General features: G+C 34.7%; 10 protein-coding genes. 5 read left to right on the forward strand and 5 right to left on the reverse strand.

Translation table 11 applies throughout. The features are described from left to right. Positions 1–11: 11 nt before the first annotated feature. The gene (locus GM921_RS15615) at positions 12–3,185 is read right to left on the reverse strand and encodes a SusC/RagA family TonB-linked outer membrane protein (RefSeq protein ID WP_182923565.1); all 3,174 of its coding nucleotides are present in this window, start codon (positions 3,183–3,185) and stop codon (positions 12–14) included. 227 nt (positions 3,186–3,412) lie between these two features. Between GM921_RS15615 and GM921_RS17590 the strand changes: the two genes are divergently transcribed. The 5 genes from GM921_RS17590 (at position 3,413) to GM921_RS15640 (ending at position 8,790) form a co-directional block, all read left to right on the forward strand. After that, positions 3,413–4,288, forward strand: a complete 876-nt coding sequence (locus tag GM921_RS17590; RefSeq protein ID WP_182923566.1) for an AraC family transcriptional regulator — start codon at positions 3,413–3,415, stop codon at positions 4,286–4,288. A 4-nt stretch (positions 4,289–4,292) separates the two neighbouring features. Further along, positions 4,293–5,354 (forward strand): SGNH/GDSL hydrolase family protein, encoded by a 1,062-nt coding sequence (locus tag GM921_RS15625; RefSeq protein ID WP_182923567.1) that lies wholly within the window; start codon positions 4,293–4,295, stop codon positions 5,352–5,354. A 105-nt stretch (positions 5,355–5,459) separates the two neighbouring features. Further along, on the forward strand, positions 5,460–6,110 hold the full coding sequence (locus tag GM921_RS15630) for a GDSL-type esterase/lipase family protein (RefSeq protein WP_182923568.1): 651 nt from the start codon (positions 5,460–5,462) through the stop codon (positions 6,108–6,110). Between the two features lie 37 nt (positions 6,111–6,147). Further along, positions 6,148–6,462, forward strand: a complete 315-nt coding sequence (locus GM921_RS15635; RefSeq protein WP_182923569.1) for a DUF6660 family protein — start codon at positions 6,148–6,150, stop codon at positions 6,460–6,462. 153 nt (positions 6,463–6,615) lie between these two features. Continuing rightward, a complete protein-coding gene (locus GM921_RS15640) occupies positions 6,616–8,790 on the forward strand; it encodes a TonB-dependent receptor (RefSeq protein ID WP_182923570.1) in 2,175 nt (724 codons plus the stop codon). Positions 8,791–8,815: 25 nt separating this feature from the next. Here GM921_RS15640 and GM921_RS15645 read toward each other — a convergent pair whose 3' ends face one another. The 4 genes from GM921_RS15645 to GM921_RS15660 all read right to left on the reverse strand — a co-directional run bounded on the left by GM921_RS15645 (position 8,816) and on the right by GM921_RS15660 (position 13,970). Further along, the gene (locus GM921_RS15645) at positions 8,816–9,181 is read right to left on the reverse strand and encodes a response regulator (protein ID WP_182923571.1); all 366 of its coding nucleotides are present in this window, start codon (positions 9,179–9,181) and stop codon (positions 8,816–8,818) included. 49 nt (positions 9,182–9,230) lie between these two features. Continuing rightward, positions 9,231–11,930, reverse strand: coding sequence for a PAS domain-containing protein (locus GM921_RS15650; protein WP_182923572.1), 2,700 nt, complete (start codon positions 11,928–11,930; stop codon positions 9,231–9,233). Between the two features lie 105 nt (positions 11,931–12,035). Next, positions 12,036–13,181 (reverse strand): fatty acid desaturase family protein, encoded by a 1,146-nt coding sequence (locus GM921_RS15655; RefSeq protein WP_182923573.1) that lies wholly within the window; start codon positions 13,179–13,181, stop codon positions 12,036–12,038. 153 nt (positions 13,182–13,334) lie between these two features. Next, complete coding sequence (locus tag GM921_RS15660) at positions 13,335–13,970, reverse strand: response regulator (RefSeq protein ID WP_182923574.1); 636 nt, start codon at positions 13,968–13,970, stop codon at positions 13,335–13,337. Positions 13,971–13,974: the final 4 nt, after the last annotated feature.

A 13,974-nucleotide genomic window follows, 5' to 3' on the forward strand; every position in this document is an offset into this window, starting at 1 on the left:
TTTTAATAAGGTTAAAAATTGCAACGTAAAGAAAGGTTGTAAGTTCTCGAATTTGGATAACCACCTAGGTCTACACCAAATAAAGCAGGGTTATCGCCGTAACTGTTAATCTCAGGATCGTAACCAGAATAATTGGTAAATGTATAGAGGTTGTTAACGCCTAAAGAAACTTTTAAATTAGAAATCGTTTTAGATTTTAAAGGAACGTTATACCCAAAAGTGATGTTTTTAATCCTCACAAAGCTTCCATCTTCTACAAATCTTCTGCTAAATAATAAGTTTCTAAAGAACTGACGCATAATTTTTGGGCCTGTTGCATTGGTATTGTCATTGCCTTGTGCCCAAGCGCCATCAGACATTTCTTGAGTGATATTTTTATTGGTACCTAAATTGCCGCTAAATCTAGTATTCATGTTAATGATATCATTTCCTTGTACGCCATTGATGAAAACACTCAAATCAAATCTTTTGTATTTAAAATTATTGGTAAAACCGAATGTGTAATCAGGATTTACATCGCCAATAAATGTTCTATCGCTTTGTGCAATTGAAGTTCTATCGTTATCTAAATTTTTGTATTTAATCTCTCCAATCGTTCTTAAAATGATTGCATCACCCAACCCGCTATAGGCCGGATCACTTCTAACTTCAGCTTCATTATCGTAATAACCATCTTCTACATAGCCATATAATGCGCCAATTGGCTTGCCAACAGTTTGAATAAATGGTGCATCTCCAGTAGAAATGTTTCTGCCGTATTGTTCAGTTACATCTGGACTTAGGCTTAAAATTTTATTTCTGTTAAATGAAATGTTGAAATTAGAATTCCACTCAAAATCTTTGTTTTTTAAGACAACACCATTTAAAGTTACTTCTAAACCTTTGTTTTCAATTGAGCCAGAATTAACCAACTTGGTTTGAAATCCAGTAGACGAAGGGATAATTAAATTTTGCAAAAGATCGTCGGTTACCTTTTTGTATAAATCCACATGTAGATTTAACCTATTTTTAAACATGCCTAGGTCTAAACCTAAATTATACGAGGTTGTGGTTTCCCATTTCAATTTCTCATTTGCGGGTCCAGCATATAAATCGTTTGCTAAACCAGTTTGAACGGAACCGCCAAATGGATAATTATATACGCTTAATTTAGCTAATGAAGCATAAGAGCCAATTCCTTGATTACCTGTTTGACCATAACTAATGCGTAATTTTAAATCGCTAATGGTTTTAACGTTTTTCATGAACTCTTCATTTGATATTTTCCAAGCAGCAGCAGCTGATGAAAAACCCGCCCATTTATTGTCTTTTCCAAATTTACTTGAGCCATCTTGGCGATAAGAAAAAGTTAGTAAATAACGATCGTCATAGCTATAATTAGCTCGACCTAAGAATGAAATTAAAGTAGATTGATAGCGATACGTAATAATTGGAAGAACAACCTCTCCAGCCGCTAAATTTTCATTTTCCAACGCATCATTTGGGAAAGTTTTTGCTTCCGCTCTTTTGCTATTTCCATTGGTGCGCTCAAAAGTACCAGCTCCAACTATGTTTAAACTGTGCTTTTCAATTTTTTTATTATACGTAAGAATGCTTTCTGCTACACCACTATTCCATGTATTGTCAGATTTTAGCCCCCAACCTTTAACGGCAAAGCCTTCATACACACTTCGTGGATAATATTGATCTCTAGTGCTACCTGCATAACTAAATCCAATGTTTTGTCTGAATTTGAAATCTTTTAAGAAAGTAGCCTCCAAATAGTTTGAAGTAAAAATATTTACCCCTTTTACTCTATTTAAAACATCATTTACATAAATGTAAGGGTTGGTAATAAAGGCGTCACCAACACCATCATATGCTAATGGTTCTGATAATGTAGCAGGAAATGTTAAAGCAGAGCGGATAACTCCAGCACTTGCCGCATCAGATTTATCGGTGCCAGTTTTAACACCATTGTTAATCGTACTAGCCATAGAAGTGCTTGTGCCTACTTTAAAAGTCTTGCTAATGTTTCTATTTAGGTTTAAACCTAAACTAAATCGCTTATAATCAGAGTTCGAAATCGTACCTTCTTGATTTAGGTAGTTAAACGTAAGGCTATGGCTGCCAGCATCGCTACCTCCAGAAACATTAACCGAATAATTTTGATACAAACCACGACGAAAAATTTGATCTTGCCAGTTGTTGTTGTTTCCCACATAATCTTGTGGTCCTTTTGCATAATAGGTGTTTCCTGGGTTTAATGGGTCTGGCAATTGAGCACCAGGATAAGGCAAAGCGTATGCAGTACCTGTATATTTGTTCGAATTGGCATACGCTAAATTCTGAAAAGCTGCATATTCGGAAGCATTAAGCACATCTAGTTTTCTAGATACCTCTGCTTGTCCAATAGTAAAATTAGCTTCTACTCTGTCTTTGCCACTTTTGCCTTTTCTGGTGGTAATTAATACTACTCCATTCGCTCCACGAGAGCCATAAATAGCTGTTGCAGATGCGTCTTTAAGGATATCTATGCTCTCTATATCGTCAGGGTTTAAAAAAGACATCGCATTTAAAGTCTGTTTTTCATCGTCGCCGATAGCAATTGGTGTAGACCCGCTACTATTATTGTTAAAAGGAACGCCATCAATTACATAAAGAGGTTCCGTTCCGCCTAAAAAAGAATTTGAACCCCTTACGCGAATACTTAAACCAGCACCTGGCGCACCATCATTCTGTGTTACATTTACACCTGCAATTTTTCCTTGCAAGGCTTGTAAAACATTAGTTGGCGCATCTTTAATTAAATCTTCTCGTTCAATTCTTGATACAGAACCAGTAAGGTCTGATTTTTTAACAGTCCCATACCCAACAATTACAACATCAGAAAGGGTGGTGCTTTTAGATTTTAAAACAACGTTGAAAGAAGTTTTAGTGCCAATAGCTAGTTGTTGTTCTTCCATTCCTAAAAATGTAATGACTAAGGTTTGTGCAGTAGCAGGAATGTTTAACGAGAAATTACCATTACCATCGGTAACCGTAGCTACTTTAGTGTTCTTAATACTGACTGAAACACCTGGAAGTACTGTCCCATTTTCATCAGCAATTCTACCTGAGATCTTTTTGTCTTGGGCAAAACAAGTGGTAATAGATAACAGGCATACAAGTATTGCCAATAAATTAGTAGATAGTTTATTAAGCATAAGCGTTTTATTTGGTTTATATCAAAAGTAGTGTTCAATGTGTTTCGTAAAATAATACTATTTTATCCATTTATAATGTTTTTATGGCTGAAGTATTCGTTTTATTCAAAATAACTGCTATTTAACTTTGCTTATACTCTTTTAATTAGTGAATTAGCAGTAGTTGTTATATATTTGAATATTGATATTATTTTATCCTATTTATTGATGTTATTTAATCATTTATCGTGCATTCAACTATAATAAAAGAAATTACCCCGCTTACCAATAGCGATTGTTTCACCATTTTTGAAAGGAAGAAACAAGATTTTGATTTTCCTTTGCATTATCATGAAGAAATGGAATTGAATTTTATTTCTAACGCAAGCGGAGCACGTAGAGTAGTTGGTGATCATATTGAAGAAATTGGAGATATCGAGTTAGTTTTGGTTGGTTCTAATTTACCACATGTTTGGGAAACCTATAAACTAAGTGGTAAAGAAATTCATGAAGTAACCATTCAATTTCACAAAGATCTCTTTGATGAAAAATTTCTACGCCGAAATCAATTGCGTGTAATTAGAGAACTATTTGAAAAATCGAAATGCGGTATTTTATTCTCCAAGGAAACAGCACAAGTGATTGGTCCGCGATTGGTAAAACTAAATAAGAAACATGGTTTTGATTCGGTGTTAGAATTGATGTCCATTTTACATGATCTTTCGACTTCCAGAAATATGCGTACGCTTTCTGATTCTACATTTAGCAATGCTGAGTTTTCTTACAATAGCAGACGGGTAGAAAAAGTGATGGAATATATTAATGTCAATTTTGATAAACAAGTAAGCCTTGCTGAGGTTGCAAGAATAGCAAACATGACTGAAGTTTCATTTAGCCGATTTTTCAAAAGCCGTACAGGGATCAGTTTTATTGATAGTTTAATAGAAATTAGATTGGGTCATGCATCAAGAAAATTAATTGACACCACAGAAGCTGTTGCGGAGGTCGCTTATAATTGCGGCTTTAATAACATCTCTAACTTTAATAGAATATTTAAAAAGAAAAAGGGCTGTACGCCTAAAGAATTTAGGGAAAATCTTTCTGGTCATAGAGTTTTTGTTTAATGGTATGAAACTATTATTTTCAATTTTATTGCTAACAGTTTGTAGCAACTTTACGGTAAATCATAAAGAGCAATTTTTCAGCGCAGATAACCCATATATACAATACACAGGTAGGGTAGATTTTACAAATCCTGCAAAACCAAAATTTTGGGCTTCTGGCGCTTATGTGCAAGTAAAATTTAATGGAACTTCATGTACACTTCAAATTAACGATGAAATGATTTGGGGTAAAATCCTGAATTATCTAGAAATAAAAGTTGATGATCAGCCTGCTTACCGAATTCAATTAAAAGGAAAAGAAAACACGCTAGTATTAGCCCAAAACTTAGCAAAGGGAGATCATGTAGTTACCATTTGTAAAAATTCAGAAGCTGAAAATGGATATATTGAAATTGTAGGTTTTACATGCGAAAAATTAGTGCCGCTGCCAGCAAAGCAAAAACGTAAAATGGAATTTATTGGCGATTCGATTACCTGTGGTGCAGGTAGCGATGAAAGTGTAATTGTTTGCGGGAAAGGAGAATGGCACGATCAGCATAATGCGTGGCTCGCCTATGGGCCAACTACTGCACGGAATTTGAATGCACAATGGCATTTGTCTTCCGTTTCGGGTATTGGATTAATGCATAGCTGTTGTGATAAAAAAATAGTGATGCCACAGGTTTTTGATAAGGTGAGCATGGCAAGAGATACCATAAAATGGGATTTTAGTAAATATCAACCTGATGTGGTGACTGTTTGTTTAGGGCAAAATGATGGTGTACAAGACTCAACCAAATTTTGCAATGCTTATATGAAATTTGCTAAAACATTGCGAGGTTATTATCCTAAAGCAAAGCTGATTTTTCTAAGTAGTCCAATGGCGAATAAAGAATTGAAAATGGCATTAATAAAGTATATCACTGCTCTTAAAAAGGCCTTAAATGCCAACGGAGATTACAATATTGGGTCTTATTTCTTTACAAAACAGGCTAATAAAGGCTGTGGTGGACATCCTTCTTTAGAAGAACACAAAGAGATTGCAGATGAACTTACGGCTTATGTTAAAAAAACAATGAAATGGTAAAAGAAGAAATACATAATTTTAGATTTGAATAAAATCAACTTTACCACTAGTGTAGTTAATTAAGAAACTTACGTACAATATATAACCTATAAATTAAATTAATTTATGAAGACTTTAAAACTAATCGCCTTATTCCTTTTCGTATGTATTGCTGCACAGGCACAACAGAAAGATGTATTTTATAAAGAAATACAAAACTTTAAAAAGCAAGACAGTATTCAGTTTCCACCAAAAAAGGCAGTGCTTTTTATAGGAAGTTCAACTTTTACTAAATGGAAAGATGCGCAAACTTATTTTCCAGATCACGTGATTTTAAATCGTGGTTTTGGAGGTTCTTCTTTGCCAAATGTGATTAATTACATTGGTGATATTGTTTATCCTTACCAACCAAAACAAGTGATAATTTATTGTGGAGAGAATGATTTTACTGGAAATGCTACCGCACAAATGGTGGTTGATCGAGTTAAAAACTTGATAGATTTAATTAGAGCAAAATATCCAAAAGTTCCAATTGCTTACATTTCCATCAAACCAAGTCCATCAAGAGAGAAATATTGGCCGTTAATGGTAGAAGCAAATCAAAAGATTGCAGAAATGATTAAAGGAATGAGACGTGCAGCTTACATCAATACTTACGATGCTATGTTTAATGCTGATGGTACAATAATGGCAGATATTTTCTTAGCAGATAAACTACACATGAATGCCAAAGGCTATGCCATTTGGGCAAAAATTATGGAGCCTTATTTGAAGTAGGACTCTAAATTCATCTTTATTTTCCTACTTTTGCGGGGTGAAAAATCTAGCTATCTTTTATTTGATCTTTGTGGTATTGCTTTCGGCTTTGCCATGTAGCGATGAATTAGAAGTGAAGGCATTTGAACAAAAAACAATTGCCAAGGTTGAGCATAACAAAGCAAGCGGTAGCGCAGAAAGCTGTTCGCCAATTTGCCTTTGTACTTGCTGTGGACAAAGTGTGGTTGAAACTCAATTGGCTACCTTTCAAATAAAACCTACAACTTTTGCAGCTGAAAACCAAATGGCGAGCTATCAGTTTTCAGTAGAACAAATAACTCAAAATATCTGGCAACCGCCAAAATTGGTTTAATTTATAATTTGTCATGCTGAGCTCAGCTTGCACTGAGCCCGACGAAGTGTCGAAGCATATTTTTAAATTTACAGCATTGATATTAATGCTGATGAACATGTATTGTTATAACAACAATGCAACAACCATATTTTACATCACTAATCATTCAAGATGAAAAAAATCATATTGTCACTCGTGGCATTATTTATAACGACATTAACTTTTGGGCAAAATACATGGAAAGTCCAAGTTTTAGAACAAGAAACAAAAAATCCAATCTTTGGCGCAACTGCAAAAATAAAGGGTACAGCGATTGGCGCACAAGCCGATGAAAAAGGTTTTTTAAGCCTAACAAATATTCCGAATGGAATACAAAAAATCACTATCAGTTTTGTTGGATTTGAAGAAAAAACAATCACCTTAACATTTCCATTAACTCAAACCTCTGTTCAAGAAATTTTGCTAGCAACAAGTGAAGATGAACTGGAAACCGTTACCATTTCTTCTACCCGAAGTTCGAGAAGTATAAAGGATATTCCAACCCGAGTTGAATTTATTGCGGGAGAAGAATTGGAAGAAAAAGCAAACATGAAACCTGGAGATATTCGGATGATGTTGAGCGAAAGTACAGGGATACAAACGCAGCAAACTTCGGCAACATCGGCCAATGCCGCCATTCGTATTCAAGGTTTGGATGGTCGATACACCCAAATTTTAAAAGATGGATTTCCCTTATATGCAGGCGCTGCAAGTGGTTTAGGGTTATTGCAAATTCCACCATTAGATTTAAAACAAGTAGAATTAATTAAAGGATCAGCATCAACTTTATATGGAGGTGGTGCTATTGCGGGTTTGGTTAACTTGATTTCCAAAACTCCAAATAAGGAAAGAGAATTGAATTTTCATTTGGATGGAACAGATGCATTAGGCTTAAGTCTGAATGGATTTTATAGTAAACGTAATGAGAAAGTAGGCACAACTTTATTTGCTGCGTATCAAAATAATTCCGCTTACGATCCTGCAAATATCGATTTATCTGCAATCCCTAAATCGGAACGATTTACTTTCAATCCTAAGTTATTTCTCTATCCGAATGCCAAAACTACCGTGGTATTAGGTGTGAATACCACTTTTGAAGACCGCATTGGCGGAGATATGCATTATATTGAAGGAAATGCTGACGCGATACATACGTACTTTGAGCAGAATAAAACGCAACGAATTAGCACTCAATTTTCACTAGATCATGCTGTAGGTAAATGCGGACATTTTACGGTGAAAAATAGTGTTAGTTATTTTAATCGAGTACTAAATACACCAGGATATGAATTTAATGGCACTCAATATTCCACTTTTACGGAAGCTAATTATGCAAATCATGGTGAGGAAGTGGAGTGGATAGGAGGTGTAAATTTATGGACGGATCGTTTTAAAGAACAAGCAATAAGTTCTTCCGCCTTGCGAAATTATAACCAAATAACGGCGGGTGCTTTTGTGCAAAATACATGGAAAGCCAAAGATTGGTTACATATAGAAACTGGAATGCGAGTAGATCATGTGAGCGATTATGGTTTTGCTTTTTTACCAAGAATATCAACTTTGTTTAAAATAAATCCGAAACTTACTTCGCGTTTAGGAGGAGGTTTGGGCTATAAAGCACCAACTATTTTTACAGAAGATAGCGAACGCATTCAATATCGAAATGTATTACCAATTAGTACAACTGCAAATCAATTGGAGAAAAGTTATGGTGCAAATTGGGATGTAAATTACCGTACAGCATTGTTTAATCAGCAGGTTTCATTAACTGTAAATCATTTGTTCTTTTTTACACATCTTAAAAATCCATTGCAGTTAATTCCACTTACTAACGGAAATTATCAGTTTGTAAACGTAACAGGAAATATAGAAAGTAAGGGAACTGAAACGAATTTGAAACTGGGTTATAAAGATTTTAAACTGTTTTTGGGGTATACGTATACCGATGCGCATCAACATCAAAACGGGGTGAAAATGGAAAATACATTAACTGCAAAACACCGAGTTAATGCTGTTTTAATGTACGAATTAGAGGACGAATGGAAAATTGGCTTGGAAGCGTATTCTTTTAGCAAACAATTATTAAGCGATGGTTCGGTTGGTAAAAACTATGTGATGACAGGTTTTATGGCCGAAAAACTTTGGAATCGTTTCTCTATCTACATCAATTTTGAGAATTTTTTAGATGCCAGACAAACACGTTTTGATACCATTTACACAGGCACATTAAGCAATCCGCAATTTAGAGATATTTATGCGCCATTGGATGGTTTTGTAATGAATGGAGGGATAAAGTTTAGGTTGTAAATATTCGATTTTGAAAAAGCCTTGTTTAGTTTAGCAAGGCTTTTTCTATTTTAGATAAAAGCATATCTATTTCGAAAGGTTTGGCTAAAAAATCATCAGCGCCAGCTATTTCGGCCGAATATTTTAAATCGTTACTTGCAGAAATTAAAATAACAGGAATATGTTTGGTGCGCTCTTCACTTTTTAATTTTTTGCATAACTCTCTGCCATCAGAACCAGACATCCAAATGTCTAAAACATACACATCTGGTAGTTCATTTTGAGAGGTAAGTATGGTATTTCCGTTTAAGGTTGCGTTTACAATATAGCCTTCCATTTCTAACATCATTCCAACTGCATCTAAAATACCTGGATCATCATCAGCAACGGTTATTCTTATGGGTTTGTTCATGGTTAGTTTTTAACCACAAAAATTGAGCCTAAATTGTTAGTTATCTTTACTAATTAGTGCGTTGAATTGGAATGGAAAAGCAAAATTTAGATCCTTTACCTTCAGTACTACTCACCCATATTTTTCCTCCTTCACGCTTAATAATTTCTGAGGAGATATAAAGACCCAATCCCAAACCGGGAAATGTGTGTTGCATACTTCCGCTTACACGATAAAATTGTTCAAATACTTTATTCAAATTATTTTCGGCAATGCCTATTCCAAAATCTTCTACACAAACTACTACGCTATTATTTTCTATACTCGAGTGTACTACAATCTGTTCAGAATCTGGAGAATATTTAATCGCATTGGTCATTAAATTGGTAACCACCTGACTTACCCTTTCTTTATCGGCATAAACTAATCCTACTTCTTGCAAATCTGCTAAAATGTGATGAATTTCAGTAGTGCGTTGTAACTCTTCTATCGCGAAACGAACCATCTCATTAAAATCAAAATGCGTATGGTTGTATTGTAATTTCCCTAAATTTACTTTGGTTACATCGAGTAAATCTCCAATTAAATTAGTGAGGCGATTGAGTTGTGAATCCATCTTTTTCATCAGCTCAGCTTCCTTTATATCGCCTTTTTTTAATAAAATTCTTTCTAATACTTGGGCGTATGCTTTAATGCTGGTTACTGGCGTTTTTAATTCGTGGCTGGCAATGCCGATAAAATCATCTTTTTGCTGCTGTAATTGCTTGGTTTCTGTAATATCAAAAGAAACGCCAATAAATGTGATGGGATTTCCTTTTTCATCGTATTGAGCTTTGCCCGATTCTTTAATCCAATGAATAGAACCATCTGGCCAACGAATTTGATATTCCGCTTGATAAATAGTTCCAGTAAGAATCGCAGTGTCTATAGCCGAAATTACATCAGCTTTAAAATTTGGTTCGACGAAATTAAGTAGCTCATCATAACTTAACTTCTTTTTAGGGAGCAACCCGTAATTTTTATTAAACTGATCAGAAAATCTAATTTTACGTGTCTTAAGATCTAATTCATACGAACCCAATCTTCCAGCTTCTAATGCAATTTCTAGTCGTTGATTAATTTGCAGTAATTCCTCTTTGTCATTTCTTTGCTGCGTAGTATCCATTACAGTCCCCAACATTCTCAATGCTTTGCCATCTCCATCATAATAGATTTTTCCTTGCACCCTTATCCAATGGATCGATTTATCTTGCCAAACAACCCTTACTTCATAATAAATTCGTCCAATATCCAATGCTCTTCTATGCGCATTTAAGCGTAATTCATGGTCATCTGGATGAATAGCACTTACATAATTAGAGCGTGGTACATGAAGCTTGTAGCCAAAAATCTCATCAAAACGTTCAGAAGTAGTCATTTCCCCAGTACGCAAATCGAGGTCAAAAGTACCCAAACCTGCTGCAGCCGACGCTAATCTTGCTCGTTCTTCGGCATCCTGAATTTTGCGTTTACTTTCTAAAATTTCGGTCACATCAATGGCTACTACCATAATTCTATTAATGCTTCCGTCGGCGTCTTTTAAAGGTTCGTAAACAAAGTTGATGTAAACAGTTTCTTTCTGACCATTTCTGATTGAAGTAATGACTTGCTCATTTCCATGATGGGCAATACCGGTTTGCATTACTTTTTTAAGCAAGTAATCAAACCCTAGTGTTTTAGATTCGGGTAGAGCTTCCCATAATGTTTTTTCAGCAAATTCTTTTCTGGTTTTGCCAGCAAGTTTTAGATAGGTGTCGTTTACTAATTCTACAAAGAAATTTTCTCCTTTTAAAATAATCATCCCGACAGGAGCCTGTAAAATTAAATTACGGAAATTCTCTTCGCTTTCTCTAAAGGCATTTTGAGCGGCAACTTCTTCAGTAATATCTTGCAATGTGCCATTTAAGCGATAGGCAATATTCTGCTCATTAAATAGCGCTTTCCCTTTGGCTTTTACAATCCTTTCTTTTCCGGTTTTTGCATTGATGATGGTATATTTTGCCTTATAATTACCGCCAGAAGAGTAATCTAGCGCATTTAAAATGGCTTCCTGTACATTTTTTCTATCTTTTTCGGCAATAGCATTCAAGGCAGTTTTTAAATCTATTTCAGTATCTGTGGAAATACCAAACCATCGTTTCAATCGAGTGTTACTAATGAATTTATTAGTGATTGGGTTATAATCCCATGTGCCTAATTCGGCTGCATTAATGGCAAATTCAAGCTCATCTTTACTTTCGCTTAAAGCCTTTAAAGTATTTACTTTTTGTGTGTTTTCTGTGCAGGTTACAAAAACTCCAGCAGGTTTTTCGGTTTCATCATAAGCCGGACTATAGCTAAACGTCCAATACACATCTTCAATTTTGCCATTGCGATAAATTGGTATTAATTGATCTTCACTCCAAGTAGCTTCACCTCCAGATAGTACTTGATCTATTAATGGTTTAATGATTTCCCAAATTTCTGGCCATGCTTCTGCTCCAGTTTGCCCCATAGCGTTTGGATGTTTTCCATCCATACCCAAGCTAGGGCGATAAGCATCGTTATAGAAACAGATTAATTCTGGTCCCCAAAATAAAAACATGGGGAATTTAGAATTAAGAATAATGCTAAGCGTAGTTCGCAAACTTTGGGGCCATTTTTCAATAGGCCCAAGGGGATTTTTAGTCCAATCAATAGAGCGGATTAATGCACCACATTCGCCACCTCCGCTAATGAAACCAAAATTCATGCTTTGCTAAAATAGTTCATTGTAAATTACAGAATTAATATCCTCAATTAACAAATATTTTATTTTTTTGTTCGCTTAACTGAAAAATAATCTGTTTTTAACTACCTACAAAGGCGTACTAATTTTTGGCGTAAGGATACAAGGGATAATAGCCAATTTTTCTTTAGCTATATAGGCTTCTTTGCCCAATTTTCGCAACATGCGATAATGAGAACCTAAAGCGCTTAAAAAAGTAGGGCTTTCTATGTAAGGAAGATTAAATTCTAAAGCAGTTTCCTTCACTATTTTACCAATAGCAGGATAATGAATATGGCATATTTTTGGGAAAAGATGGTGCTCCACTTGTCTGTTTAAACCGCCACATATAAAGCCGGCTATTTTACTATTTACTGCAAAATTTGCAGTTGTCATCATTTGATGAGCAGCCCATGCTTCTTCAATATTTCCTTCAATATTAGGATGAGGGAAGCTAGTTCCTTCTACCACATGTGCCAATTGAAAAACTAAACCTAATACCAATCCTTGCGCAAATTGCATAGCTAAAAAGCCAATTATATATTGCCACCACGTAATATCTAAAACTAGTAGGGGTAAAATTATAAATAAGAAATAGTATAAAAATTTGAAGAAGAAAAGGTTAAAATATTCAATTTTTGGATGATTTGCTACTTGGCATCCAATTTTAGTTTGGAAGAATTTTTTGTAATCTTTTCTAAAAACCCAAGATAGCATAGCTAAACTGTATAAACCAAAAGCATAAAAATGCTGGTAACGTTGTAATTTATTTACAGGTTCATTTTCGCAAAAGCGGATTAAACCTGGTGCAACATCAATATCTTCATCATGCCCCGAAATATTGGTGTACGTATGGTGTACAATATTGTGGCAAATGCTCCAAACGTATGCACTAGCCCCAATTAAACTGAATAAAAAGCTAAAAGATTTATTGATGAATGGTTTATCAGAAAATGCCTTATGAATGGCATCATGACAAATATTAAAACCGACAAAAGCGCCAAACATACCTAATAAAACGGCCATGCCCAACATGATTAATGGGCTAAAACCACCCAATAAAATCAAGAAATACAATGCAATAAAAGTTCCTAAAAAGAAAAATGCCTTAAACCACATGGCTCCATTAGCGTGAACACTTATCTGCTGTTCTTCAAAATGTTCATCAACACGTTTACGTAAGGTGGCATAAAAGGTGCATTTATTGGTATTCGTAAATTTGACTTTCTTTGTCATGTTTTATGTAAAGTGTAGTAGGGACAGTTTTATAATTTTAGCTAATGTACTCTAATTAATGGGTTATGTCATACAAATACCATTTTAATTTAAGCCGTTTAGCTCTGTATTTACGTAAAAGCTTAAACAAAAGATGTAGTGTGGGTTTTTAAATTAAGCGATTCCATTTTCCTTGGCAAAATTTATGAGTGCGGGGGTGTTTTTAAGTCCTAATTTGCTCAAGATATTTCTACGATGTGTGGTTACAGTAAGCTCGCCAATAAATAATTTATCGCCAATCTCTTTGCTACTTAACGCTTCACACACTAGTTTAATTATCTCAACCTCTCTTTTTGTAAGTTGATATTTTTTCATAAACTCATCTGTAAAAACGAGCGGCGTATTTGGATCTACTTCTTTCTCCTCTGGGAAATAAAACTTTCCACTTTGTATAGTTTCTATAGCATTTAATAAATCACTTTTAGAACCATTTTTTAAAACATAACCATCTGCACCTAAAGCTTTTGTTTCTTTAATGAGTTGGGATTGATGATAATTCGATAAAATAATAATCTTAATATTTGGATAATTACCTCTTAGCTTTTTTAATGTTGCAATGCCATCTAATTTTGGCATGTTTAAATCCAATAGAATAATGTCTGGAGTTTTTGTTGCAATTTCTTGTAATAAACTCAAACCATCATTTGCATGACCAATTACCTCAAACCCCTCTAATTCATTAAAAAAGGAAATAATTCCATCTATTAAAATCTGATGATCATCTGCTATAAATATTTTTAAATTTTGCATACGT

Source organism: Pedobacter planticolens (assembly GCF_014172375.1).
Taxonomy (GTDB): Bacteria; Bacteroidota; Bacteroidia; order Sphingobacteriales; family Sphingobacteriaceae; genus Pedobacter; species Pedobacter planticolens.

Bases quoted from the DNA above. Each gene is read 5' to 3' on its own strand.
- GM921_RS15615 (WP_182923565.1), bottom strand. From the start codon at position 3,185: ATGCTTAATAAACTATCTACTAATTTATTGGCAATACTTGTATGCCTG.
- GM921_RS15625 (WP_182923567.1), top strand. From the start codon at position 4,293: ATGAAACTATTATTTTCAATTTTATTGCTAACAGTTTGTAGCAACTTT.
- GM921_RS15630 (WP_182923568.1), top strand. From the start codon at position 5,460: ATGAAGACTTTAAAACTAATCGCCTTATTCCTTTTCGTATGTATTGCT.
- GM921_RS15640 (WP_182923570.1), top strand. From the start codon at position 6,616: ATGAAAAAAATCATATTGTCACTCGTGGCATTATTTATAACGACATTA.
- GM921_RS15645 (WP_182923571.1), bottom strand. From the start codon at position 9,181: ATGAACAAACCCATAAGAATAACCGTTGCTGATGATGATCCAGGTATT.
- GM921_RS15650 (WP_182923572.1), bottom strand. From the start codon at position 11,930: ATGAATTTTGGTTTCATTAGCGGAGGTGGCGAATGTGGTGCATTAATC.
- GM921_RS15655 (WP_182923573.1), bottom strand. From the start codon at position 13,181: ATGACAAAGAAAGTCAAATTTACGAATACCAATAAATGCACCTTTTAT.
- GM921_RS15660 (WP_182923574.1), bottom strand. From the start codon at position 13,970: ATGCAAAATTTAAAAATATTTATAGCAGATGATCATCAGATTTTAATA.